This is a genomic window from Rossellomorea sp. KS-H15a (assembly GCF_024195245.1).
Lineage (GTDB): Bacteria > Bacillota > Bacilli > Bacillales > Bacillaceae_B > Rossellomorea > Rossellomorea vietnamensis.
Map to the genome: position 1 here is coordinate 3,366,468 of NZ_CP096886.1, position 23,175 is coordinate 3,389,642.

The following is a 23,175-nucleotide window of genomic DNA, read 5'->3' on the forward strand; positions in this document are numbered from 1 at the left end:
ACCGTCATTCCTCCCCTATTTCTTTGGTCTTTTATAAAAAGGTGTTGATGCCACTTTCGCTTTAAGCTTTTTCCCTCTGATTTCAACCAATACTTCTGTATCCAATGAAGTGAATTCTTTATCAAGCAATGCCAATCCTATATTTTTCTTTAATGTAGGAGATTGTGTCCCTGTTGTGACTTCCCCTATTTCTTCTTCACCTGAAAATACTTTGTAGCCATGACGTGGAATGCCGCGGTCGATCATTTCAATCCCTACGATCTTTCGTGGGGCTCCTTCGTCTTTTTGTTGTTTCAGTACTTCCTGACCGATGAATGGCACCTCTTTATTTACTTTTACAGCGAAGCCAATTCCAGCTTCAATCGGTGTGATGGATTGAGAAAGTTCTTGGCCATAAAGTGCAAGATTCGCTTCAAAACGCAAGGTATCACGTGCACCAAGTCCACACGGCAGTACGCCATGCTCTTTGCCGGCAGCTAAGATCGTCTTCCAGATTGAAGCAGCATCACCTGTAGCACAATAGATTTCAAAACCATCTTCACCTGTATAACCGGTACGGGAAACGAGTGCAGGTTTACCATCTATGTTCACTTCCGTCTGAAATTTAAAAAAACCGATATCACTCAATGTTTGTTCATTTGTAATTTTTTGTAGAACTTCTTCCGCAAGAGGGCCTTGAAGTGCCAATTGCGCCATATGTTCAGAAATATTATTAATTTCAACTTCTTTTGTCTGATGTTCTTTCATCCATTTGAAATCTTTATCTATATTTGCTGCATTGACAACAAGCAAATAATCATTGTCTTTAATTTTATAAACAAGTAAATCATCGACCGTCCCACCGTTTTCGTAGCACATAGCCGTATACTGAGCGCCTCCGTCTTTCACTTTGGAAACATCATTTGTCATCATTTTTTGTAAGTAGTCAAGAGCCCCTTCACCCTTCACTTCAATTTCTCCCATATGAGAAACGTCGAATAGTCCTGCCCGGGATCGTACCGCTTCATGTTCTTCCTTAATACTTGAGAATTGCACTGGTAAAGCCCAGCCACCGAAGTCGATGGTCTTTCCTCCATACTCTTTGTACACTTCGTATAAAGGTGTTTGTTTTAACTCTGACATGACTTTTCCCCCTTTATCTTCCTTACATGCATAATCCTTAACCACGTTTTATCCCATGAAAAAAGGACAGAAAAACCCCTTTTCATAAAGAAGTTTTCTCTGTCCTTGCACCTGAAAGTTTACCGAAGAACGGCTTTCCCCTTTGGTGGTTTCCTGAGTCGGAAACACTCTCCAGAGTTGCGTCCAACAAGAGTCTTTTTGCCTGAGAGATTCACACTTAAACGTGCTTGCTCCTTCGGCGCTGTATGCACAGTCTCTCCCCTTGTCATCATTCGCCAATATTCCTTGAAACAATTGGTCATACTAGAAATATACAGAAGAAATGTTGTAAATGTGAATGTTCGGATTTTCGAGTTTTTCTAACAATTGAAAATCTATTTTCATCCTACCATTAAATACGAGTTTTGAGCAATCATTTTTATAAGAATTAAGGAGATGTTTTTCAGATGAATGTTGAAGTAATATTTGATGAAGAGTGGGGAGAAGGTCTCGAAAATTTAATCGAAAACGATGGACCATGGGGGAACTGGGAACTTTATAAGCTCGCCATCGAATTCGAGCATCATCTTGCAATTCCGAACTTTGATGGCCTGCAGGCTCCAAAACATTTGGCAAACGTCACTCCGCTCCCTCATCAGCTGGAAGCAGCGAAACAGGTTGTGGAAACGATGAATGGAAAAGCCATCCTTGCAGATGAAGTCGGACTCGGGAAGACGATCGAGGCAGGATTGATATTAAAAGAGTACATGATTCGGGGTTTAGTAAAAAAAGTATTGATCCTTGTTCCTGCTTCCCTCGTTTCTCAGTGGGCGTATGAATTGAACAGCAAATTCTTCATTCCTGCCGTGCCCCAGAGAAAGAGCTATGTGTGGGATCAATGTGACATCGTGGTCTCTTCCATGGACACTGCTAAAAGAAGTCCTCACAGGGAAAAGGTGTATGAACAGGATTATGACCTGGTGATCATTGACGAAGCTCACAAACTGAAAAATCATAAAACAAAAAACTATGAATTTGTGCAGAATCTAAAGAAAAAATTCTGCCTGCTTTTGACTGCCACACCTATCCAAAATCGCGTAGAGGAAATCTTTCATCTCGTTTCCCTATTAAAGCCGGGGCATCTCGGCAATGAATCAGGATTTACGGACAGATATAAAAAAGGAGATCGTTCGCTTCAGGAGGATGAACATTTAAAGAGCCTCATTAACAAAGTGATGATCCGTAACCGCCGTGGAGATACAGGTATCGAATGGACAAAGCGCCATGTAAAGACGGTGTTGATCGATTTCAATGAAGCTGAAAGGGATCTGTATAACAGTATCGATCTGCTCAGGGGGAGATATGATGACTGGGCCAATTCAAGTTCCTTCTCCCTTTTGACTTTACAAAGAGAAGCATGCAGCTCACGCGAAGCTGTTTTTTACACCCTGAAGAATATGCTTGAGAAGAAGGAATCACCTACCCCGGGCTTTGAACAGATGATTGGGACATTGATGAAAAAAGTAGAAAATGTCACGATGAACTCCAAGGCTCAGAAAGCATTGGAAATCGTACAATCCATTAATGATAAAGTGATTATTTTCACCGAGTACCGGGCGACACAGCTTTATCTTCAATGGTTTTTGAAGCAGCACGGAATCAGCTCGGTCCCATTCCGTGGTGGATTTAAACGTGGTAAAAAAGACTGGATGCGTGAATTATTCCAGAAGCATGCCCAGGTGCTGATCGCCACCGAAGCCGGCGGGGAAGGAATCAACCTTCAATTCTGTCATCACGTGATCAATTTCGACCTACCCTGGAATCCTATGAGGCTTGAGCAACGAATAGGCCGTGTGCACCGACTCGGCCAGACGGAAGATGTTCATATTTATAACTTTGCAACTAAGAATACTGTTGAAGAACATATCCTGAAGCTTCTGTATGAAAAGATCAATCTTTTTGAGCGGGTAATTGGTCAATTGGACGAAATCCTGACCCGGCTTGATTTCAGGGATTTTGAAGAGCATGTGACAGACATCCTCTCCTCCTCCCGTACAGAAGGGGAAATGAAGATCAAAATGGAAAATTTGACGAGTATGATTCAATTCGCCGAACAATTAAAGGAGGAGAAATCAAATGCAGCAGCACGAAATTCATCGATTTCTTGAGAGATACTTCGTCGCCAACGGCTGTGATATGGTTGCGAACGGCAATGGATATATGACCGTACAGCTGACCATCGACTTGGATAAAGAGCTAATGAACCGACCGTTCTATTGGCATTATCTCGAAAAGACAGGCGGGACACCAAACCCAATGACATTATCTCTCGTCACAAATCCCGACCAGGCACCGGAAGATATGAAAGGAGAACCGATTCACTTTGGTTCACCGCGTCTGCATCAGATCTTTCATTCGACACGAAATTTGGCAGGGTATATCCGACTGTATGAAAACAGGTACACTCCAAGCGGACAGCAAACCCCGCTCCACCCATGGCTGGGCCTGAATATTAAAATATCCTATCAATCCAATCGAAAGAAAGACAGCATAAAGAGCATCGGATTAAACCTGATCAACGGCGTCATAGAAGAGGACTTTCACTCTTTATTGTTATCCAAAAACCTGACGCCGAAGATTCCGGACTTCTCATTCACTTTGACACCGATCATCAAACCGAAAAGCGGAGTCAACCGGATTCAGGCTTATCTTTATGAAGAAATCACAAGGGAGCCCGTCGAATGGGCGGAACAAGCGAGGAAAACCTGGGATGAGGACCTTCAACTTCTGAACCATTTCTATGGAGATCAGGAAGAAAAGCCAGAATCTTATTTTCTTGAACAGCAGGCGTTAAAAGAGCAGTATGAACCGAAGATCACCATCGAAGTCATAAACGGCGGGATTTTTTATCTGCAACAGTCGAAATGAGGATTCAGGGGGAGACAAGCTTTGTTTCTCCCCCTTTTGGCTATAAAAAAAGGACTACCATAAAGGTAATCCTTATCCACTATTTGTTTTTCTTGAACATGATCATGAAAGCATATGGGATGATGCCGAACCACCTGAAGAGAAATGGTTCCCGCTCATTCTTTCTCTGCTTTTTTAATGTCTTACGTTCATGGGGTGATTTTTCATAATGCTGGACAAATGTTTGTGTTATGAACTTAACATAATCATTTACTGACATAAAAGCACCACCTTCCGCTTTTATCAGTATTCCCAATAGAACGGAAATTATACAGCTTAACTCTTGATGTAGGGCAATATCGCTTGAACCACTTCATCGACTGATTTATGATCTGTATGAATTATTACAGAGCTCCCATCTTTATACAGGGGAAGACGACGCTCAAAAAGGTCCAGTAATTTGCCCTTCGAATTATTTTGTACCAGAGGACGATCCTCATCCCCTTCAAGCCTTTCCCATAGTGAATCAAAAGAGCATGTTAAATGGAAAACAGATTCGTTCTGCCTTAGAAATTCCCGGTTCTCCTTTCTTTCCACCACTCCCCCACCAGTAGTGATAATGACTTCTTCACTTTTCAATTCATTGAGCACTTTTGTTTCCAGATCCCTGAAATACGATTCACCATGCTGAAGAAAAATATCTTTGATTGCCTTTTTTTCTATCCTTTCGATGTATTGATCCATATCGATCACCGGAAGATTCAAAACGTCTCCAAGACGTTTTCCAATCGTCGTCTTTCCTACCCCCATAAAGCCAATAAAGAAAATCGGTTTCATATTCTACTCCCAACGTGTGATTTGTTTTGTTTCCCTATTATACACAACCGTCGAAGGAAGAAAAACCTTATTATTCCGTGAGAATGTCAATTCCAACTGGACTTCTTGCGGGTTTAGCATCTGACTGGTGGTCATGACCTCACCAAATTTGGTTTTTACATTCCCTGAAGGATGAGGTCCATTCTCGATTTCAAATAAGATCGCGCGGGAGACACTGACATTTCTTTCCTGAATACTCTTCATGTTAGAGAGATACTGATACTTACTTATAAACAAGTCTTTTGATGCAAAGGCTAAAACCAGTACAATCATCAATAGAAGCAGCGTATATGGAAGAATAAACCCGTTATTGTTAAGGTGAGAATCCCCCCTCCGCTGCTGAAAAGGAAAAGAAGTTCCCTTCCACTTTTTCCCCGCCTTCAAATTCCAGATCCAAATGCACCCCCTGATCGATGACATTAAACGTAAACCCATCCACTGACTGAAGGACGATTTCATGACCCCTATTATTCACCCTCCTTCTAATGGACTGATTATAATTTTCATACAGTATCGTTTCCCCGTCCATGACGAAGGAGAGTTGATTGGACATTACATTTACATCCTTTGCCTTCCTTAATTCATCTCTTACACTTTCATGAAATAAATTCCATTCATAATATCGGGGAGGAACCAAATCATGCTCGATCGTCGAAAAACCTTTCATCATCAGGGGAATACTGAGGGAAATCATACAAAACAAACTAAAGCTTAACAGAGCCTCAATCAATGTGAACCCCTTCTCATCCATCCGCCCCGACGCACACTTCACGGATGGTCCCTGCGTCTTCATCATAGCGTACACATGCTTCACCACTCCCCCCGTTTTCCCAAATGAGCTCATACCCGACCCCCTTATAGATTCTTGAATGATCGACAAACTCATGTGTAACGATTGCCTCCTCCACCCCTTCCCGAAGGAATTTCAATGCTTCCACTTCACGTTGGAGCTTTTGAAGCCCGGACGCATAATGAATGAGGAAGGGGATGAACAAGCCGCATATCATGAGAACACAACTAAACGCTACGAGTGTTTCTGGTAATGAAAAACCCTTAGTATTCCTGTACATAAAATCTCCCTTGACCAATTTGGAACATCAGATACATATTGACATCTCCCATTTTAAAATTCACCCTGCCAAATTGATTTGTGTTCCCATCAGGATAAAAAGTGATTTCCTCCAAGCTGTTCGTTAAGGCTATCTGTATACCGGCAGGAAGTTTTCTCGACACAATCGTTTGACTTGCTCCTGTTTTGGCAACGTATTTATTTGTATAAGGATAAAAGATAAGCAATGTCGGGACTTGATGATTGATACTGTAACTCTGGATCTGGTAGAGGTCTGATTCGAGCTGAGAAATGAACAGTTCCTTTTCAGTATGGTCTTTTAACGGAACGATGGAGAAACCAACCCACGATAATAAAATGGTAAAGATCAATAAGACGATGAGCATTTCAACGAGGGTATATCCCGCTTCAACTTTTATCCCTTCATTAATCAGCAGCCGTCACCACCTTCCCTTCAGCATCGATGGAGATGGTCCTTCCGTCTGGACAGGCTTTATAGTCATCGTTCAGATAACCATCTGCAACAAGGGTATCAATGGTCACTGAATCTGTATTCCCATCCATCTTATACGCTTCAATCTGCCCTTCCACCATATGAACGAACGCTTCACAGCCTTTAGAATTGATGGAGTTACTCTGATTGGTCACATTCGGGATCGTGATAAAAAGCAAGACGGAAATGACGAGCAAAACGATCATCATTTCAATTAATGTGAATCCTTTTTCATTTTTGAGCATACTTTTCCTCCTGGGTATAGATTTCATTTTAGATTCCCTGCATCATCTGGAAGAGAGGCATCATGATAGAGAAATAAATCGCCATGATAAATAGACCGACAAAAGTGAAGATTGCGGGCTGGATATACTTGAGCCAGGCATGTGTTTTCTCCTCTAATTCCTGAAAGCAGATATCACTGTAAATACGAAGTTCCTCTGATAATCGTCCGTTCTTCTGCCCGTGCTGAACAACGAATGACAGCTCTTCCTGGAAAAAAGGCATAGTGGAAAAACATTCATGAAACGGACTCCCTGCTTTGAGCTGTTGGATGCAACGGCTGGAAATGTATTGTAAGGTCGGACGGAATGATTGTCTTTCGATGATGAGGAGGGATTCCGTGATGGATACACCGCTTGAAAGCAGGAAGCTTAATTCCCTTGAAAAAAAGTGGGAATGACCGAGCTTCATGTAAGTGGAGATCAATGGTATTCGACATAAGACAACCGAGAGCTTCACAGGCGAAATTCTCTTTTTAAAAAGGAAAAAGACGATTGTAAGGAGCAGGAGAAACAGTAATCCTGCACAGAAAATCATGGGGAAGTTCTCAATGAAATGTAAGAGATACGTAAGCTTGGCGGAAGGTTCATAGCCCATCGAGGAATAAAGGGACTGAAATCTTGGAAATAATACTTTTCGAAGTAAGACCATCATGATGATGGATATAAAAATTAACATGAGCGGGTATTGAAAGATCTTTTGCAATTGCTCCTGATTTTTTTTTCTTTTAATGAGATAGTTTCCTGCCTCAGACAGGGTATGTCCCATTTGGCCATGATGCTCGGCGAAAAAAATCTGTGCGCTGACATGAGCGGGGATGTTGAGTTGTTTATTCATCACGGTGGAAATGGACTCTCCTTTTTGGAGGGAGCCGATCAATCTTTTTTTAAATTTGATGGTTTTCTTTTCTTTAGGAAGCAAGAGAAAGTCGATGGCCTCTGTAAAAGAATAGCCTTTTTGAAGGAGGTCACCAAGCCTCTTCAGGAATTTACCCTGATCATCGCTTTTCTTCATGAACCCATTTCCTATATTCATGTTCTGAAACAAATCCGAGTGCCACCCCCTTACATATTAAAGCCTGCAATGTGCGATACTGATGTTCCGCCCTCTCGCCCTTAGCCTCCTTCAATACTTCCTTCAAAGAGCTTCCCGTAATGATTTCATAGACAGATGCCCTGTTACGGTTTTTCCCCACAAGACACTTTCCGCCACATTCTGCTTTGCAGATCGGACAGAGGAGCTTCAGCAGTCTCTGAGCAGATACAGCAAGCAGCGTCTGTTCGATATCGTGCCACTCGATCCCCAGTTCCATCAAGCGATATATCGCCCCTTTTGCATCTCTAGTATGCAAAGTCGAGATCACCAAATGACCTGTCAGGGATGCCCGTATTGCAATCTCTGCCGTCTCCCGGTCCCGGATTTCCCCCACCATAATGATGTCGGGATCATGGCGCAAAATGGCTTTTAATCCCGTTGAATACGTAATTCCTGCTTTTTCATTCACCTGGATCTGCACCATTTCATCATGCTGCTTCTCGACTGGATCCTCAAGGGTGATCACATTCCGGTTCAGGGCGACGGAACAATGGTGTACGAGGGAATACAAAGTCGTCGTTTTACCACTTCCTGTCGGTCCTGTAAACAGGATGAGTCCGTGGGAATGCATAAGAAGTGCAAGAAGTTTTTTAGCTGATGACGGGTATAGTGACATTTTTTCAATGGGAATCTGGTATTTTTGTGGGAGTATCCGAATGACGAGACTTTCTTTCAAGTGGGTGGTTGGCAGAGTGGAAATTCTGAGAGATAGGGGGGTATTTCTTACGGTAAGGCTGAAGGAGCCGCTTTGGGGCTTACGCTTTTCTCCGATATCCATGGAGGCCATGAACTTCAGATGGGCAATCAAGCGATCTGCCTGATCCGGGTCTATGGTCTGGAATGGAACCAGTACCCCGAGCTTTCTGAATTGAATCAAGTAATCTTTCGTTCTGGGAATCAAATGAACATCTGTGGCATCATTGCTGAACGCTTCTCCAATCATCACTTCCGATAACGATTCGACTGAGTGAAATATGGATTGGCACCACCTTTCTGTTTTCTTAAAGTAAATATACGACATTAATTGGCAAAATCCTTCTTTTTTTGAAAGTTTTTTAACTTTAAGTCTCTTCCGATTCACACTTCAATCGCCCACCCATATATTAAATAAGAAAATCAGCCATTCGAAAGTGGTGACCCTCCCATGACGAAATATATGGATTATTCTTCACCTGAAGCTCAATTCTCTTTTGATGTGAATGAAAGTCCCCTATTCAAAAAAGATAATCAAAACCTGATTAATGTTTTAGGAGTAAATCAGCTAAATACATTGGACAATACTTCTCTTCTTGATATCTATTTAAGTAAACATAACTTTGTAGAACCTCATTACCACCAAAATGCTGCGGAACTGGTCTATTGTATTTCCGGCGCAGCCATCGTCTCCATACTTAATCCATTTACGAAAGAAATATTAAATTACCGGATTTCGCCGGGACAAGTGGCGAATGTACCTCAAGGATGGTGGCATTATGAAGAAGCAAGGAAGGACAATACCCACCTACTCGCTATATTTAATTCTCCCGTTCCAGAAGTTGTCCTTGGATCCGATATTTTAAAACTTACCCCCTCAAGCGTCATGGCTCAAAATTATTGCATGAATGAAAACGCATGGATCAATACGACAGAGAAAGTAAAGCCAGGCACGTATATCGGCCCGGGCTGCCTAGAACAAGAAAGGCATTCACCAGTACGGCAAACACATTTCAATTATCCTCCATACTATTATCAATATCAGCCAAACCCTTATTACAACAGACAATGCATTCCGAAGACATTTTAAAAACTTTTTAGCAATACATGAATAGTTCCTCAAAATACATCCATACTATATTTTGTAAAGACGATTCAATGGGCTATAGCCAAGCGGTAAGGCATCGCACTTTGACTGCGACATGCGTTGGTTCGAATCCAGCTAGCCCAGTATTTAAAGCGGAAGGGCTTTGCTCAGAGGCGACAAGCATAAGATGAGGAACCCGGAAAGGCGCTCTTTGCCTTTTTGGGTTCCTTAGCTTATGACCTCGAGCCTCTAAGCCCTGTAGCTGGATAGACGAAAAGCGGAGGCGGCTTGGTTAGCCCCGACAAGCACAACTGGAAAATCCCAAAAGGCGCTTTTTGCCTTATGGGATTTTTCAGTTGTGACCTCGAGGGGCTAGCCGCCGGAGCTGGACAGTACTAAAAGCGGAAGGGCTTTGCCCAGAGGCGACAAGCATAAGATGAGGAACCCGGAAAGGCGCTCTTTGCCTTTTTGGGTTCCTTAGCTTATGACCTCGAGCCTCTAAGCCCTGTAGCTGGATAGACGAAAAGCGGAGGCGACTCGTTCAGCCCCGACAAATGAGTAAACCATTGAAAAAGGCAGGCACTCGAAATTCAAGTGCCTGCCTTTTTCAATTCAACCATTTAGCTGCTTTTCTTCAATGATCTGTTTTTGTTCGCCAAACTCTGAAGTCCTTCTGGATTATAGCCGACGACCAGTTTTTTTCCGTCTGTCAATAGGGGCCTGCGAAGAAGTTTGGGTTCATCGATAATTAGTTTGATCACTTCCGATAATGGAAGATCGTTCACGTCTTTTCCCAAGTCTTTGAACGTTTGGCTTCTCGTGGCAAGTATCTCATCAAGACCATCTGTCGTTAAGGAAAGTAGATCCATTAGCTCTTTATGTGTAGGAGTGTCTCTGAATAGGTGCCTCTCATCAAAATCGACGGAATGTGCGGTTAACCACTTTTTGGCTTTGCGGCAAGAGGTACAGCTTGGATAAGTAAAAAATGTCAGGTTGTTCACTTTATTGACCTCCTTAAATTTGAACTTCTTATTCGTTAAACATATTGTATATTAATTGTATAACTTTTGTACAGTAATATCCCTTGGAAATTTGTGATTATTTTTTTACATAAAATGGTTCGGGGTGAAATACCAAGAAAAGAATAGAGTGAATGAAAGTTTCATGTTTAGTTAACAAGCATTCGTCACAAACTAACTTCAAACACATATTTACTTTTATGGTAGTATTCATTTATAATATTGAGTGATGGACTTAGGGTGCAAAGGAGGGTTACATATGGATCGTATGTTTAGAGTTCTTGGGTTTTGGACTGGTATTTTTGCCGTTATGTTCTATCTTGGTGATATGACCACGACATCATTAATCTTTTTAGGCCAAACCGGATTCTTCATTATGCTTAGCTATTTAAAACTGTCCGAACGCATGTATATTTATGTTTTCGGTGCCTACTTAACAGTGTTCTTTGCAGGTTTTACTTATTGGACGACCTTTATGATGACTCCTGGTGCAGGAGGACACTAAAAAAAATCCCTTCAGCTTTTAGCTGAAGGGATTTTTTTATTTAAAAGCCGTTTAAAAAGGGATTTGAATCCATTTCCGCTTCAATCGACGTTTCAGGACCGTGACCTGGTAGAACCGTGGTATCCTCAGGCAGGGTCAATAGCTTATCGTGAATACTTGCTAATAGTTCTTTCTGATTTCCCCCCGGCAAATCAGATCGTCCGATACTTCCCATGAATAAAGTATCTCCTGCTAATACGATTCCACATTCTTGTACATAATAAGAAATACTACCCGGTGAATGACCAGGTGTTTCGAATAATTGCAGCTGAAAATCACCAATTTTCAAGGTCTTTTCATTTGTCAGTATGTAGTCCGCCGGCTTTAGTCTGATGAGTTCGCCCATCATGAATAGCTGCGATCCATTCAATGCAGGATCCAATAACCACTGAGCCTCTTTTTCATGTACATATACAGGGATGCTGAAGTGGTCCCTCATTTGATCGACTGCTCCGATGTGATCAAAATGAGCATGAGTGAGAAGGATGGCTAAAGGAGACAATGAGTGATTTTCCAACCATTGAATCAGTTTCTCCCCTTCTCCACCGGGGTCAATGACCAGACAATCATGGTTAGTGTTCCATAGGATGTAACTGTTGGTTTGCAAAGGGCCTAAGGGCATTTGTTTCCATTGCAACGTTTCCACCTCCATTTGTGATACTATTATTGTATCAGAACTTCCATTATCATAAAAATGGGGTCGACATAGAAGTGTCAAACTTTTTGACCTCGACAAACCGGAGAAAAACCTATAAAATGTTAATGGGTGCATTTATGTACATAATGTTACAATAGAGTCAGAAAAACGCATTTTAATGAAAGGGGTCATATAAATGGGTCTTGTAATTATCACTTCACTTGTTACACTATTAGCTTTATTTGCAGTAGTAAGCACATTCAAAAACAAGAATGCGATGGGAATCCTTTTCTCACTGGCGACATTAGGTGTCTTTGGATGGTTTACAATTATGACTGTCCTTCACTCTGGATACCCAGGTGGCCATTAATTAAAAATGTTTCACATTGAAAAGCCTTCCACTTCATGATGGAAGGCTTTTTAATTTCCCCACTTCTCCTATAGGCACTCAAAAGTACCCTATGGACCTTTTTGATGTGTACGTTATAATGATAGTGAAATATTTCTACAAGGAAATGGGATATTCCCTGGCCCTGTTGCTGATTCTATATAGTATTCGACCATAGATGGGGAGGTCATGATATGAAAAAATACAACATACCCGTTGAAGCTTCCTTGGAAGTGATTGGTGGCAAGTGGAAGGTCGTCATCCTCTGTCATTTGATTAAAAGCAAGCGGAGAACCAGTGAATTAAAACGCTTGATGCCTGGAATAACACAGAAAATGCTGACCCAGCAATTGAGGGAACTTGAAGCTGATGGAGTCATAAACCGGATCATTTATAATCAGGTACCTCCAAAGGTAGAGTACGAACTGACAGAATACGGATGGTCCCTAAAAGAACCCCTGGATATGTTATGTGCATGGGGTGAACAGCATATCGAAAAAACCTATCCCGACAAAAGTGAAGTCCTTTTGGAAAGTGAAGAAGTTTGATCGGTTCAATAAAAAGAGTGGGCTTAGACGCCCACTCTTTTTGTATTTGTTATTTTTCTAATTTTCGCTGCACGGAAGAAAGCTTTCCTTCCATGGTCGTTTGCTTATCCCTGCGGTCATCAATTCTGATATTGGTTGCCACACGCTGAATCCCTTGCTGGAATGGGGATTCATGAATGTCTTGTATCACTTGGAAAAGAACGGGAAGTTCCCCTTCTATAATCGTATTCATGGGAGTAAGTTGAAAACGAATCTTACCTTCCTCTTCATACCCCTTAAGGATACTTTGCAGATCCGCTACATATGAACTCACGCTGGGTGATTCCGTTCCGATTGGAATAACTGTTACATCGACTATTGCCATTATATATCTGCTCCTTCTTCTTTAAGTAGTTGAACGATACTGGAGTTCTTAAAATTGATTACTTTTTCAAGTTGATTACCATATAAACACGACTCTCCATCAGGAGAACACTTGATGGGTTCTAAAGGAAGATCATCAAACAGGACCTCTTCCTTTCCGGAATCCGTGTCCCACTCTTTTAAAGAGAACGTCCCAGAGTACGTATCAAAAGAACCCGGTTCATTGGCAATGAACGTAATCAACCGCCCCGTCCCTTCTATCATATCATAATAAGGGATTAACCAATCAGAGTAACGGCTTAAGAGGTCAACTGTAAATTCCGACTGAACCTCTCCGTTAGAATGAATGAACTGATACGTAAACGGCCCTTTTTCTTCCCTTGAAAAGACCGATAACAGAGAACTTTTGAATTGGTTGAAATGGATACTATCCTCCACGATCATTTCCTTTTCACCATCGAGGATATTTTGTGCTACCAGTGGAGCCGATACGCTCACTTCATCCTTGCTCCAGTCCTGATAAAGGACGGAGGATGCCGATTGCCACTGAACAAACGGCTGCTCTACATCAATGGGGTCCATGGTCCCGTCCCCAATCTTTATTTCAAAGACTTGAAAGCTCCAATCTTCATTGAAAGTGGTCATGACCACTGTATCATCATTGAATGGACTCCAGCTGTGGGTCAAGTCATAGGAAGGAACATCCTTTTGAAATTGTACTTCTCCTGATCTATCGATAATCGTCAGCTGGGCTTTATAGGATGCCGGAGAGGAATGAATGAGTATTTTTTTCTTATCCGATGAGATGCTTGCGCTCACATAGGAGGGTTGTACATCATAAATTTTTTGATTGCTTCCGTCGTACACATTATAGATATAGAAGGTCGTCACACCATCCTCTTCCCGTACAGAAAGGATTTCTGAACTGGACAGCCAGCCGACATTTTCTATAAATCCATCTGCAGGAAGGATATTGACCATCACGTCTTTCTGATCATCCTTTTCTTTCTCTGAGGGGGAAGATTGTGTTTCTTCCGGCTGACATGCCGTTAACCATAGAATGCACATCATGAGAAATATCAACACACTACCTTTTTTCATTTTCATCCTCTTCCCCCTTCTCCTGTATTCCATATTCATTAGTACGTTTATAATGCGAAAATGTTTCAATAAGATTAAAAAAACATGACAAAAATTCAAAAAAAGTGATGACCAGATGTTCATACATACATCTTTTGGGTCACCACGAGAGGTTACTATTCATAGGATGATGATTAATTTTACTCCTGATTTTCATTTTCCACAATAGATATTTATGGAACTAATATAAAGATTTTTCGAGTGTTTTCTTCATTCATACCACCGATAGATAGAAACAAGTAAAATACCGGACACGTCCTGGTAGATTTCATCGAATTGTGACAGGGGCAAGGGGTTAATGCCCCTTCCTAATTCAAGGGTGAATCCGGATTTTTGGAATTCTTTCACAAACCAATCCTTGTATCCTGCATAACTATCAATGTAACGGACTGATTTATATCCGCTTACTCTGGTGAAATCATTTGCAAGTTTGGCTGCATCTGGAGGCTCCAATCCATCATACCCCCAGTAAAACTCTTTCCCTTGGGTGTGCAGGGCCAGAAGTCGATCGAACTTCCCTTGCCGTGCAAGCTTAGCCATGGCGATGGCTTCGGGCTCTGAGAGGGGCTTATATCCTGGGAAATCTCTTGGAGCCGGTTCTTTCTCCTCTTTCCTTTCCTGCTCAACTTCCCATTTGGCAGGAAACTGATTGTTCAGGTCCACGCCTCTAATGTTGGCTTTCCAGCCTGTAAAGTCAGTACTCCCCCGATTAAGAGCGATTATTTCATTTCTTTTATCGCTAGGGGGACCGTTCAGAACAAGGTCCACTCCATCCGGATTGACCATAGGAACGAGTGACAACGCTACATCTCCATATATGGGCAGGGTTTGTACTCCCCTCATTAGCTGACTGTTGGTCAAGGAAAGTAAGTACTCATTGATAAACGTCATAAGGACAGATGTAGTGATCCACTCATTCGCATGGAAGGAAGCATTCATTTGAACTTTCTTCTTTCCGGTTCCTATCCTTATTTCGATGAGATCTTTTCCACCTACGCTTTCGCCAGCAGATCGTAACTTTATAAAGGGATAGATTTCCTTTAAACGTTGTACATCTCCTTCAAATCGTTGTGAGCCGTAGGCCTGTTTACCATTGACGATGGGTGAAACCACCCTTGATGGAAGACTGATAGTCGATCCTATTTGTAATCCATCGGGATTGACACCTTCGTTCAATAGAAGGAGCGCGTCGACAGCGATGTTACGGTTTTGCGCCAGTGACCAGAGAGAGTCACCCTGAATAATAGAATGACTTTCTTTCCTGAATCCTGGGAGTTGTATCTCTGTACCGATTTTCAATCTATTCGGATCAACGGAAGGATTTGAATCGATGATTAACTGGATCGGGATATAAAACAGTTGACTGTAGTACCAAAGGGTATCGCCACTGCGCACTTTCACTTTCATGATGCAACCTCCCCATTCATATGTCCTTACTTACATGTATGAATGGTTCAAAGATTCATGACAAAAAAAAGCCTGCGAAACCTTTCGCAAGCTTGTACTTTATGATTCATCTTTATCACGATATTCGGTTTCCCCATAAAAGCGGAGCAGATCTCCATAAATGATCTTATCGGAGTATTCCAGCTCATTATTGACTCGCTCTTTAAAGGGTTCACAATACTTCATATCGGTTTTTTCTTCCGTTTCCTTATTCCAGCATTTTTCCCCTGCATATACATAGTCCTTCGAGATGAACCGGCCGTCACGGAGTATGGCGAGGTTTTCATGGTCATCTGAGAAGAGATCCGAACCAAATTGGATATCCTTTTTGGTATCGATGCCGAGAAGATGCATGATGGTCGGCTTTAAGTCGATTTGTCCGGACACCTTGGAAATGGTCTTCCCTTCCTCACCGGGAACGTGGATGATCAGCGGCACCTGTTGAAGCTGTGTGCTTACGAACGGTGTAATGTCTTTACCGAGATATTGACTCATCGCTTTGTTATGATTCTCTGAAATCCCATAATGGTCCCCATACATCACGATGACGGAATTATCGTACAAACCGGACTCCTTTAAGTCCGCAATGAAGTTCTTCACCGCTTCATCCATGTAACGGACGGTTTGGAAATAACGATTCACCGTACCGTCATGGGAAGTGTAAGGATCGATTAACTTATCTTCTTCATCAAGCGTGAAAGGATAATGGTTCGTTAAGGTGATCATCTTCGTACTGAACGGTTGAGGCATTTGTTTCATATGCTCCACGGACTGCTCGAAGAACGGGATATCCTTCATGCCCCAGTTCACGGAATTTTCTTCTGTCACATCATAATCCGGTAACGAATAATACCGGTCATATCCCAGGGAATCATACATGATGTCACGATTCCAGAAACTTTTATTATTTGCGTGCATGGCCGATGTATAATATCCGTTCTCCCCAAGTTTTTCCGTCATGGACTCAAACTCATTCCCGGAATGGGTAAAGAAAACAGCACCCCGGTTCAAGGGATAAAGGGAGTTGTCCATGATGAACTCGGAATCGGACGTCTTCCCTTGCTGCGTTTGATGGTAGAATTGATCAAAATAGTAGCTTTCCCCTATGAAATCATTAAGGAAAGGCGTGATTTCCTGACCATTCACTTCACTGTTGATAACAAAATTCTGCAGTGATTCAAGGGAGACAATGATTAAGTTCTTGTCTTTCGCTACCCCGAACATTTCTTTATCTGGCCGGGCGTAACCCGCTCTGACGTAGTTGTCGATATCTGCCAGTTCACTTCCATCTGCGAGGGCTCTCTGGGCGGAAGATTTGGATTGCAGGAAAAGATCGTATACATGATAATTATAGGTTCCGATATTCTTGACGAGCATTTCCCGGTCAAATGTCCTGGTCAGAAGCTGAGGCCTTTCCGATTCTGCCAATCCCAGGTTAAAGAAAACCAGTGCTGTTGCAACGAGGAAATAAGCGCGTCGATTGGCTTTAGAGTAATTCTGTAAAGAAAACCAGGTTGGTTTCAACTTTATGATGAGAATTAATGCGATCACATCGGTGAAATAGAAAACGTCCTTCCAGCTCATGATTGCACTGGCACTCGTGCCCAAATCAGAGAAATTACTTGTTTGAAAGAGGACGGGCATTGTCAAAAAGTCATCAAAGAAACGATAAAATACTACGTTTCCGTATAGGATAAATGAAAGGACGAAGCTTGCAGTGATGATGTACCGGGTGCGAGACTTATCCTTTTTAAGAAGTAACCCCACTCCGAAGATGAAAAGTAAAAAACTTAGCGGGTTAATGAATAGAATCAGTTCCTGGAGTGCGTTTTCGATCTTTATGTCAAAGCTCGTTTTGTAGACAATATACGTTTTGATCCAAAGGAACAATGCAGCGATAATGATAAGCGGGACCTTTGGTATTTTTTTCACATTCATTTATTCAACCTCCTTGCTACAAACGGTTCAATCGTATGTAACACTTTCATGATTTCAATAAGGAATTATTCCGGATGTAACATTGACTCATCTTCATTATTTATTTACATAACGCCAAACGTGGATACATATTGAAGGTGTATAATCGTGGATGCCTTATTCTCCTACCCATACTATTAGACGGATGAAACCATTAAAAGTTTCAAATTAAACAGCATTATATGAAAACAGTTCATTTGTCATTAGGTGTTTCAGACTACTAATCCAAATAAAAAAAGAACTCTCCATAAAGGAAAGCTCTCTTTCGAATCTCACTTTAAGGTCAAATCAGATCTTGTTCTTGACCAGCCATGCTGCCCCGATAACACCGGCATCATTTCCAAGCGTGGCAATGCTTAAGTGTGTAGAGGTACGGACAGTCGGGAATGAAAACTGTTTAAAGAATTTAACGACCGGCTGTAATAAGATGTCCCCTGCTTTAGAGACTCCCCCACCGATCACGATTTTTTCAGGGTTCAGGCCATTCCCAAGGTTCGCAAGGGATAAACCGAGATAGAAGGCTAATTGATCAGTGACTGCCAGGGCTAGTCCATCTTGGTTTCTTGCCGCATCGAAGATATCTTTGGCGCTGATTGAGCCGTGAGAATCCCTGAGGGCACGAAGCGTTGATTCTTGCTCAGTGGCATCCAATTTTTCATTTGCGAGTCGGACGACACCGGTTGCTGAAGCAACGGTTTCAAGACACCCTGTCTTCCCGCAATTACACTGGTATCCGCCTTCCGGTACGACGGTGATATGGCCGATTTCACCACCTGCTCCTTTTACACCGTGGACGATATCGCCATTTGTAATCACACCGCCTCCGACGCCCGTTCCTAATGTCACACAGACAATGTCCTTCGCCCCGTCTCCTGCACCCTTCCACATTTCACCGAGTGCCGCACAGTTTGCATCGTTGTCGATGACTGCGTGCAAACCTGTTTCGACCTCAAGCAGATCTTTTAATGGTGTATTATTCTCCCATCCTAAATTGACTGCTTCGTAAATGATTCCTTTTGCCGTATCGACGGGTCCTGGTGCCCCCATTCCGATACCAACCAGTTTATCTCTGCTTTGATCCAATTCCTCGAGCTTTTGATCGATCGCTTTCGCAATATTCACAATAATATTTTTACCGTTTTCCGATTTGTCAGTGGGGATTTCCCATTTATGTAAAAGCTCACCGTATTTACTTAAGAACGCTATCTTCGTCGTCGTTCCCCCTAAGTCAACTCCAACTAACCATTTTTCTGTCATCATTATCACCTGTCCTGTTTTTCTTTTTCAATCGCTATTTCATGACGCAACAAAAATAAAGCGGTCTGAAAATCCCGGGTATCAATCAGTTGGGATTGGTAGAGTTCCTTTAATTCGCCTTCCATCAGTTGCAGGTCGGAAAGACGATGCCCAACATATATGATCGTTCCATAACTTTTGAGGAGCTGTTGGATATCATAAATCGTTTTCATGCATACACCTGCTTTCTCTTCTTCCCTATAAAGTATAAGTGAAAACCGCTTTGTTCTCAATCCTAAACAAACCAGTACGGACACAAAACAAAAAGAGATTTCCTTAAAGGAATATCCAGTAAGAAAATCTCTTTTCTATCATGTCTAACGATCCGGATCTTTCGGGTGCAGGAATCGCGGCCGCCTGTTCTTAAGGGGAATCGGGGAACGAAGGAATACGTCCCTGAATGCCCTGAGATTGAATGGAATAAATGGCCACATATATGGAATGCCAAACGAACTCATTCTTGAAAGCATGATGATCCATAAGAATACACCCACCACAAATCCATAAACACCAAATAACGCCGTGCATATCAATAGGAAGATCCGCACCAGTCGATTAGCCAGACTCATCTCATAACTCGGCGTAGAGAACGTACCGATGGCAGCGATGGCCAGGTAAAGAATGACTTCATTAATGAACAGCCCGACTTCAACGGCAACCTGCCCGATCATCAATGCTGCAACGAGCCCAAGGGCGGTCGCAAGGGAAGACGGGGTGTGTATGGCGGCCATCCTCAAAATATCGATCCCCACTTCAATGATGAGGAATTGAAGGAATAGGGGAACTTCCCCTACATCATTCGGACCAATATAGGCCATGGGTTCCGGCAGGAGCTCAGGGTGGATCGCAAATAAATAATAGAGGGGCAGTAAAAAGATCGATGACCACACCGCAATAAACCTTACAAAACGCAGATAAGCCCCAACAGAAGGTTTATTCCTGTATTCCTCGGCATGCTGAAGATGATGCCAGAACGTGGTCGGGGTGATGAGAACACTCGGAGATCCATCCACCATGATGAGGACATGCCCCTCATATAGGTGGGACGCCGCAGTATCTGGTCTTTCCGTGTACCGGACCAGTGGATAGGGATTCCAATGCCGTCCCGCAATGTATTCTTCTAACGTTTTCTCCCCCATGGGAAGACCGTCTGTATCGATCTTCGAGAGGGCATCCTTGATTTTATGCACCAAATTGGGATCGGCAATGTCTTCTATATAACTGACAACGATATCCGTTTTGGATCTTCTGCCTATTTGCATGTATTCCATCCTAAGAGAAGGATCGCGCACCCTCCGCCTTGTCAATGCTGTATTAAATACAATCGTCTCGACATATCCGTCCCTCGAACCCCGTACGACCCGTTCTAAATCAGGTTCCTGAGGCCCTCTGACAGGATATGTCCTTGCATCAATCATGATAACCTTGTCAATGCCGTCCACAACAAGGGCTGTCGGACCTGCTAATACTAAATCGATCACCTGATTCAAGTCATCTACTTGTTCAATCTCTATATAAGGAATGTACGTCTTCAAAAGCTTTTCCAGAGTATCCTCTTCCAATTGTTCAGGACTGAGTCCAGATAAGAGCTTCATCAGATAATGCATAATATCATCTTTAACGAAGCCATCCACTAAAAACATGGCCATTTTTCTTTCTGCATACTCAAGATCCAATTGAATGACATCAAAGCTCTTGTCCACTGCTAAGGTATCCCTTAAATAATTGGTGTTTTCTTCAATCTGAGTAGAGACAGGCTTTTTCTTTTCATTCGACATTAGCCTTCACTCCCAATACCTTTACATGATTTTCCATCCTTACCATCCTAGACAAAGAAGCCTGAAATCATACATCCTATCATATTCAATTCCATCGATTCATACTATGTAGAAAATGGACAAACCACTGGAGTGAACAAAATGAAGGATAGGCTGAAAGAAGCAATGCCATTTCTGGTGATCATGTGTATAGTGGCCCTGGGCATTCAATTTATTTACAAGCCGCAAACCAGGGAGAGCATCATTTTTTTTCCCATCAATGAGAACGTATCTTATGAATCAGCCACGACGATTCTCATGCTCCAACCGGAAAAGAAAAATGATCATTATGAAGTGAATTGGAAAGTCACTTCAAAGCTTGATACGCCCGCCTATTTACGTCAGGATGTCGGTTTTATATATATGAACGGGAGATTGAAGGGTCTGATGAATGAATGGGAACAAGATACCGATCAGATTGTAGAGGAATCGACGATAAAGGGGAAAGATAGCAGCATTCTGCAGGCTGTATCTTTTCACTATTCAGAAATACATGAATCGGACACAGAGTTCACCAGTGCCCAGAAGATGTCCGAAGATACCCTGTACGTGATTGATTCCAATTTCAGCCCATTGAATGCATTCAGGCAACCGGGGAACAGCGCAGAAAAAGAGTGGAAGAATATCCTGGACAAGGTGACGTCCCAACAACTCGAATATTTATGGGAAAAGGCGATCACCTCCATGGGTATCCCAGCCGATGAATACACCCCCATCCCCCTGACCAGTCTCCCGATATATGATGGCCGCCCCTTGGAAGGATTCTCCCGACAGGAATGGGATCGCCTAATCGGGAATCTATGGGAAGGACTTTATAAAAACTATTATTTAGGAATTAAAAAAGAGGATGGCTCTGTCGTGGAATCCATCGACAGTGCCATTCCTCTCCTATTAATAAAAAAAGATAAAAAGGAAGTCCTTGTACTCCTCGTTGATCAAAACGGGGACGCGTCCTTACTCAGACAGCTGATATCTTAATCGCTCCCTTGCAACTCTTTATAAAGTTTCTCATAATTTTTATCCTGCCTATTTAATTCATAGGCTTTTTTTGCGTGGAGGAGAGCTTCTTCCCTTTCCCCGGAATCGATCAGGATCAACGCAAGATTGTAGTGGGCTTCATGGAATCGATCATCTTCTTCGAGCGCAGCTTTCAAATGCTTCTTCGCCGGTGCCAATTTATTCTGCTTGATTTCAGCATAAGAAAGATAGAAATAGGTTTGGGCATCCGGGGACCCTTCTTCCACCACAGGGGAAAGAATGTCCTCGGCCTCTTTCCACTCCTGGTTCGATATTTTTTCCTGGGCGACACCATTTGCCGTATCGACGTCCCAGGAGCTTGAATCCCCTCCGATCCCATTCCATACCAATGTACCTGTTAGTAGAATGCTTCCGAGCAGAAACAGGAGCTGACGCACCGGCCGGATGGCGTTTGGCAGACTGACGATCCCTGCCGCAAGGAACCCTCCGATAAGACCCCCGATATGGCCAGCATTATCAATGCCTGGAAGGCTGAATCCCAGGACCAGGTTCAATAAGATGACCGCAATGATATTGGTGCCCATGGTGCGGAAGAAAACGTTCGGATGTAATACCCCAAAGTACAGGAGGGCACCGAAACAGCCGAAGATCGCCCCACTGGCCCCTGCTGAAAGATTGGATGTGAACAGGAAGCTTGCAAGGGTGCCTGCGACTCCCGACAGCATATAAATGAGCACGAACCGAAGCCTGCCGAACATTTTCTCCACTGCCATTCCGAGATAATAAAGGGCCAGTGTGTTCATTAAGAGATGCAGTAATCCTATATGCAGGAAGATGGGCGTGACAAGGCGCCACCATTCCCCTTCAATCATGAGGGGGTTATATTTTGCACCGAATTGAATGAGCGTCTCCTGGTCCTTACTCCCTCCATTCATTTCAAGAATGAGGAACATGATCACTTGAACGGCAATAAAGAGATAAGTGAAAAACGGTTTCCCTCTCTCAAATAGCTGTCTCTCTTTCTGAATTTGCTTGGAGGAAGACGTCATGGTCATATTTTTGATCCAATCGACATTGGCCTCCAACACTTCAGGGGGGAGAACCCATTCTCCATCATGGAATAGTGGATGGGCTTTAAGCTTTTCCAAACTTTCATCTCCATCAAGGAGAATGGGCTGAATGGTCGTTTTGTGACGATTCACCGGGTCGAGGAATAGACCTGGATCCCCATCCACAGGTGGAAAAGTAGATATGTAGAGATTCTTGATGTGAAGCTGTCTTTTTCTCAGGGTTTTCCTGATTTTTTCTCCATTCATGGAGGTCAATTCCAGATCCCTCTTGACCCAGTTACCCCAATCGAGGTCCTTTCGAACGATCCGGACGATATTTCCTTCTTTCATGCCTGAATTCTCCAACCAT

At 42.7% G+C, this 23,175-nt stretch carries 27 protein-coding genes, 1 tRNA gene and 1 riboswitch; of the genes, 8 read left to right on the top strand and 20 right to left on the bottom strand.

Going from position 1 to position 23,175, the window contains the following annotated elements; translation table 11 throughout:
• Positions 1-15 precede the first annotated feature (15 nt).
• Complete coding sequence (gcvT, locus tag M1J35_RS17245; RefSeq protein WP_224519533.1) at positions 16-1,122, bottom strand: glycine cleavage system aminomethyltransferase GcvT; 1,107 nt, start codon at positions 1,120-1,122, stop codon at positions 16-18.
• Between the two features lie 180 nt (positions 1,123-1,302).
• A riboswitch (glycine riboswitch) is annotated at positions 1,303-1,394 on the bottom strand.
• 174 nt (positions 1,395-1,568) lie between these two features.
• Between gcvT and M1J35_RS17250 the strand changes: the two genes are divergently transcribed.
• Together M1J35_RS17250 and M1J35_RS17255 are read left to right on the top strand one after the other, a co-directional pair.
• Positions 1,569-3,269 (top strand): DEAD/DEAH box helicase, encoded by a 1,701-nt coding sequence (locus M1J35_RS17250; protein WP_224519532.1) that lies wholly within the window; start codon positions 1,569-1,571, stop codon positions 3,267-3,269.
• Complete coding sequence (locus M1J35_RS17255; RefSeq protein WP_224519531.1) at positions 3,238-4,029, top strand: YqhG family protein; 792 nt, start codon at positions 3,238-3,240, stop codon at positions 4,027-4,029. Before M1J35_RS17250 ends, M1J35_RS17255 begins: the two co-directional genes overlap by 32 nt.
• Before the next feature lie 79 nt (positions 4,030-4,108).
• On the opposite strand, the gene M1J35_RS17260 is transcribed toward M1J35_RS17255, so the two are convergent.
• The 9 genes from M1J35_RS17260 to comGA are packed head-to-tail and all read right to left on the bottom strand — an operon-like array spanning position 4,109 to position 8,844.
• Entirely contained in the window at positions 4,109-4,288 is a 180-nt protein-coding gene (locus tag M1J35_RS17260; protein ID WP_034757956.1) for a YqzE family protein, read from the bottom strand.
• Between the two features lie 56 nt (positions 4,289-4,344).
• The gene (locus tag M1J35_RS17265) at positions 4,345-4,845 is read right to left on the bottom strand and encodes a shikimate kinase (protein ID WP_254651811.1); all 501 of its coding nucleotides are present in this window, start codon (positions 4,843-4,845) and stop codon (positions 4,345-4,347) included.
• Between the two features lie 3 nt (positions 4,846-4,848).
• Complete coding sequence (locus tag M1J35_RS17270; RefSeq protein WP_254651812.1) at positions 4,849-5,157, bottom strand: hypothetical protein; 309 nt, start codon at positions 5,155-5,157, stop codon at positions 4,849-4,851.
• 40 nt (positions 5,158-5,197) lie between these two features.
• Complete coding sequence (gene comGF / locus M1J35_RS17275) at positions 5,198-5,728, bottom strand: competence type IV pilus minor pilin ComGF (RefSeq protein ID WP_371928684.1); 531 nt, start codon at positions 5,726-5,728, stop codon at positions 5,198-5,200.
• The gene (locus tag M1J35_RS17280) at positions 5,628-5,954 is read right to left on the bottom strand and encodes a type II secretion system protein (protein WP_224519529.1); all 327 of its coding nucleotides are present in this window, start codon (positions 5,952-5,954) and stop codon (positions 5,628-5,630) included. The genes comGF and M1J35_RS17280 overlap by 101 nt, the downstream gene beginning before the upstream one ends.
• The gene (comGD, locus tag M1J35_RS17285; protein WP_254651814.1) at positions 5,938-6,339 is read right to left on the bottom strand and encodes a competence type IV pilus minor pilin ComGD; all 402 of its coding nucleotides are present in this window, start codon (positions 6,337-6,339) and stop codon (positions 5,938-5,940) included. Before comGD ends, M1J35_RS17280 begins: the two co-directional genes overlap by 17 nt.
• Before the next feature lie 40 nt (positions 6,340-6,379).
• Positions 6,380-6,709, bottom strand: a complete 330-nt coding sequence (gene comGC / locus M1J35_RS17290) for a competence type IV pilus major pilin ComGC (RefSeq protein ID WP_224521053.1) — start codon at positions 6,707-6,709, stop codon at positions 6,380-6,382.
• A gap of 10 nt (positions 6,710-6,719) precedes the next feature.
• On the bottom strand, positions 6,720-7,742 hold the full coding sequence (comGB, locus tag M1J35_RS17295; RefSeq protein ID WP_224519528.1) for a competence type IV pilus assembly protein ComGB: 1,023 nt from the start codon (positions 7,740-7,742) through the stop codon (positions 6,720-6,722).
• Positions 7,726-8,844: a competence type IV pilus ATPase ComGA gene (gene comGA, locus M1J35_RS17300; RefSeq protein ID WP_254651815.1), complete on the bottom strand. Its 1,119-nt coding sequence runs from the start codon at positions 8,842-8,844 to the stop codon at positions 7,726-7,728. Before comGA ends, comGB begins: the two co-directional genes overlap by 17 nt.
• 123 nt (positions 8,845-8,967) lie before the next feature.
• Between comGA and M1J35_RS17305 the strand changes: the two genes are divergently transcribed.
• Complete coding sequence (locus tag M1J35_RS17305; RefSeq protein ID WP_224519526.1) at positions 8,968-9,606, top strand: cupin domain-containing protein; 639 nt, start codon at positions 8,968-8,970, stop codon at positions 9,604-9,606.
• Positions 9,607-9,675: 69 nt separating this feature from the next.
• Positions 9,676-9,747 (top strand) — tRNA-Gln (locus M1J35_RS17310).
• A gap of 476 nt (positions 9,748-10,223) precedes the next feature.
• On the opposite strand, the gene M1J35_RS17315 is transcribed toward M1J35_RS17310, so the two are convergent.
• Positions 10,224-10,604: a Spx/MgsR family RNA polymerase-binding regulatory protein gene (locus tag M1J35_RS17315; RefSeq protein ID WP_034757676.1), complete on the bottom strand. Its 381-nt coding sequence runs from the start codon at positions 10,602-10,604 to the stop codon at positions 10,224-10,226.
• 277 nt (positions 10,605-10,881) lie between these two features.
• Here M1J35_RS17315 and M1J35_RS17320 point away from each other — a divergent pair, with 277 nt between their 5' ends.
• Complete coding sequence (locus M1J35_RS17320) at positions 10,882-11,127, top strand: DUF2626 domain-containing protein (RefSeq protein ID WP_034757675.1); 246 nt, start codon at positions 10,882-10,884, stop codon at positions 11,125-11,127.
• Between the two features lie 40 nt (positions 11,128-11,167).
• On the opposite strand, the gene M1J35_RS17325 is transcribed toward M1J35_RS17320, so the two are convergent.
• Entirely contained in the window at positions 11,168-11,803 is a 636-nt protein-coding gene (locus M1J35_RS17325) for an MBL fold metallo-hydrolase (protein WP_254651816.1), read from the bottom strand.
• Positions 11,804-11,999: 196 nt separating this feature from the next.
• Between M1J35_RS17325 and M1J35_RS17330 the strand changes: the two genes are divergently transcribed.
• Both M1J35_RS17330 and M1J35_RS17335 read left to right on the top strand, forming a co-directional pair.
• Entirely contained in the window at positions 12,000-12,173 is a 174-nt protein-coding gene (locus M1J35_RS17330; protein WP_034757672.1) for a DUF2759 domain-containing protein, read from the top strand.
• Between the two features lie 212 nt (positions 12,174-12,385).
• Positions 12,386-12,739, top strand: a complete 354-nt coding sequence (locus tag M1J35_RS17335) for a winged helix-turn-helix transcriptional regulator (protein ID WP_034757670.1) — start codon at positions 12,386-12,388, stop codon at positions 12,737-12,739.
• A gap of 49 nt (positions 12,740-12,788) precedes the next feature.
• On the opposite strand, the gene M1J35_RS17340 is transcribed toward M1J35_RS17335, so the two are convergent.
• The 7 genes from M1J35_RS17340 to M1J35_RS17370 form a co-directional block, all read right to left on the bottom strand.
• Complete coding sequence (locus tag M1J35_RS17340; RefSeq protein WP_034757662.1) at positions 12,789-13,103, bottom strand: MTH1187 family thiamine-binding protein; 315 nt, start codon at positions 13,101-13,103, stop codon at positions 12,789-12,791.
• The gene (locus tag M1J35_RS17345; RefSeq protein WP_254651817.1) at positions 13,103-14,209 is read right to left on the bottom strand and encodes a YqgU-like beta propeller domain-containing protein; all 1,107 of its coding nucleotides are present in this window, start codon (positions 14,207-14,209) and stop codon (positions 13,103-13,105) included. The genes M1J35_RS17340 and M1J35_RS17345 overlap by 1 nt, the downstream gene beginning before the upstream one ends.
• Positions 14,210-14,452: 243 nt before the next feature.
• Positions 14,453-15,649, bottom strand: coding sequence for a M14 family metallopeptidase (locus M1J35_RS17350; protein WP_224519523.1), 1,197 nt, complete (start codon positions 15,647-15,649; stop codon positions 14,453-14,455).
• A gap of 99 nt (positions 15,650-15,748) precedes the next feature.
• On the bottom strand, positions 15,749-17,626 hold the full coding sequence (locus M1J35_RS17355) for an LTA synthase family protein (RefSeq protein ID WP_254651818.1): 1,878 nt from the start codon (positions 17,624-17,626) through the stop codon (positions 15,749-15,751).
• 327 nt (positions 17,627-17,953) lie between these two features.
• Complete coding sequence (locus M1J35_RS17360; RefSeq protein WP_254653788.1) at positions 17,954-18,922, bottom strand: ROK family glucokinase; 969 nt, start codon at positions 18,920-18,922, stop codon at positions 17,954-17,956.
• Positions 18,923-18,927: 5 nt separating this feature from the next.
• Positions 18,928-19,134, bottom strand: coding sequence for a YqgQ family protein (locus M1J35_RS17365; protein WP_034757652.1), 207 nt, complete (start codon positions 19,132-19,134; stop codon positions 18,928-18,930).
• 144 nt (positions 19,135-19,278) lie between these two features.
• On the bottom strand, positions 19,279-20,739 hold the full coding sequence (locus M1J35_RS17370; RefSeq protein WP_034757649.1) for a spore germination protein: 1,461 nt from the start codon (positions 20,737-20,739) through the stop codon (positions 19,279-19,281).
• Between the two features lie 141 nt (positions 20,740-20,880).
• Between M1J35_RS17370 and M1J35_RS17375 the strand changes: the two genes are divergently transcribed.
• On the top strand, positions 20,881-21,756 hold the full coding sequence (locus M1J35_RS17375) for a hypothetical protein (protein WP_254651819.1): 876 nt from the start codon (positions 20,881-20,883) through the stop codon (positions 21,754-21,756).
• Here M1J35_RS17375 and M1J35_RS17380 read toward each other — a convergent pair.
• Entirely contained in the window at positions 21,753-23,156 is a 1,404-nt protein-coding gene (locus tag M1J35_RS17380; RefSeq protein ID WP_254651820.1) for a rhomboid family intramembrane serine protease, read from the bottom strand. The two genes, M1J35_RS17375 and M1J35_RS17380, sit on opposite strands and share 4 nt — an antisense overlap.
• Positions 23,157-23,175: the final 19 nt, after the last annotated feature.

Bases quoted from the DNA above. Each gene is read 5' to 3' on its own strand.
- M1J35_RS17255 (WP_224519531.1), top strand. From the start codon at position 3,238: ATGCAGCAGCACGAAATTCATCGATTTCTTGAGAGATACTTCGTCGCC.
- M1J35_RS17375 (WP_254651819.1), top strand. From the start codon at position 20,881: ATGAAGGATAGGCTGAAAGAAGCAATGCCATTTCTGGTGATCATGTGT.
- M1J35_RS17370 (WP_034757649.1), bottom strand. From the start codon at position 20,739: ATGTCGAATGAAAAGAAAAAGCCTGTCTCTACTCAGATTGAAGAAAAC.
- M1J35_RS17350 (WP_224519523.1), bottom strand. From the start codon at position 15,649: ATGAAAGTGAAAGTGCGCAGTGGCGATACCCTTTGGTACTACAGTCAA.
- comGA (WP_254651815.1), bottom strand. From the start codon at position 8,844: ATGTCGTATATTTACTTTAAGAAAACAGAAAGGTGGTGCCAATCCATA.
- M1J35_RS17280 (WP_224519529.1), bottom strand. From the start codon at position 5,954: ATGTACAGGAATACTAAGGGTTTTTCATTACCAGAAACACTCGTAGCG.
- M1J35_RS17265 (WP_254651811.1), bottom strand. From the start codon at position 4,845: ATGAAACCGATTTTCTTTATTGGCTTTATGGGGGTAGGAAAGACGACG.
- M1J35_RS17330 (WP_034757672.1), top strand. From the start codon at position 12,000: ATGGGTCTTGTAATTATCACTTCACTTGTTACACTATTAGCTTTATTT.
- M1J35_RS17260 (WP_034757956.1), bottom strand. From the start codon at position 4,288: ATGTCAGTAAATGATTATGTTAAGTTCATAACACAAACATTTGTCCAG.
- M1J35_RS17335 (WP_034757670.1), top strand. From the start codon at position 12,386: ATGAAAAAATACAACATACCCGTTGAAGCTTCCTTGGAAGTGATTGGT.
- comGF (WP_371928684.1), bottom strand. From the start codon at position 5,728: ATGAGCTCATTTGGGAAAACGGGGGGAGTGGTGAAGCATGTGTACGCT.
- M1J35_RS17360 (WP_254653788.1), bottom strand. From the start codon at position 18,922: ATGACAGAAAAATGGTTAGTTGGAGTTGACTTAGGGGGAACGACGACG.
- M1J35_RS17250 (WP_224519532.1), top strand. From the start codon at position 1,569: ATGAATGTTGAAGTAATATTTGATGAAGAGTGGGGAGAAGGTCTCGAA.
- gcvT (WP_224519533.1), bottom strand. From the start codon at position 1,122: ATGTCAGAGTTAAAACAAACACCTTTATACGAAGTGTACAAAGAGTAT.
- M1J35_RS17355 (WP_254651818.1), bottom strand. From the start codon at position 17,626: ATGAATGTGAAAAAAATACCAAAGGTCCCGCTTATCATTATCGCTGCA.
- M1J35_RS17365 (WP_034757652.1), bottom strand. From the start codon at position 19,134: ATGAAAACGATTTATGATATCCAACAGCTCCTCAAAAGTTATGGAACG.
- M1J35_RS17305 (WP_224519526.1), top strand. From the start codon at position 8,968: ATGACGAAATATATGGATTATTCTTCACCTGAAGCTCAATTCTCTTTT.
- M1J35_RS17340 (WP_034757662.1), bottom strand. From the start codon at position 13,103: ATGGCAATAGTCGATGTAACAGTTATTCCAATCGGAACGGAATCACCC.
- M1J35_RS17345 (WP_254651817.1), bottom strand. From the start codon at position 14,209: ATGAAAATGAAAAAAGGTAGTGTGTTGATATTTCTCATGATGTGCATT.
- M1J35_RS17320 (WP_034757675.1), top strand. From the start codon at position 10,882: ATGGATCGTATGTTTAGAGTTCTTGGGTTTTGGACTGGTATTTTTGCC.
- M1J35_RS17270 (WP_254651812.1), bottom strand. From the start codon at position 5,157: ATGATTGTACTGGTTTTAGCCTTTGCATCAAAAGACTTGTTTATAAGT.
- M1J35_RS17380 (WP_254651820.1), bottom strand. From the start codon at position 23,156: ATGAAAGAAGGAAATATCGTCCGGATCGTTCGAAAGGACCTCGATTGG.
- comGD (WP_254651814.1), bottom strand. From the start codon at position 6,339: ATGCTCATCGTCTTATTGATCTTTACCATTTTATTATCGTGGGTTGGT.
- comGB (WP_224519528.1), bottom strand. From the start codon at position 7,742: ATGAAGAAAAGCGATGATCAGGGTAAATTCCTGAAGAGGCTTGGTGAC.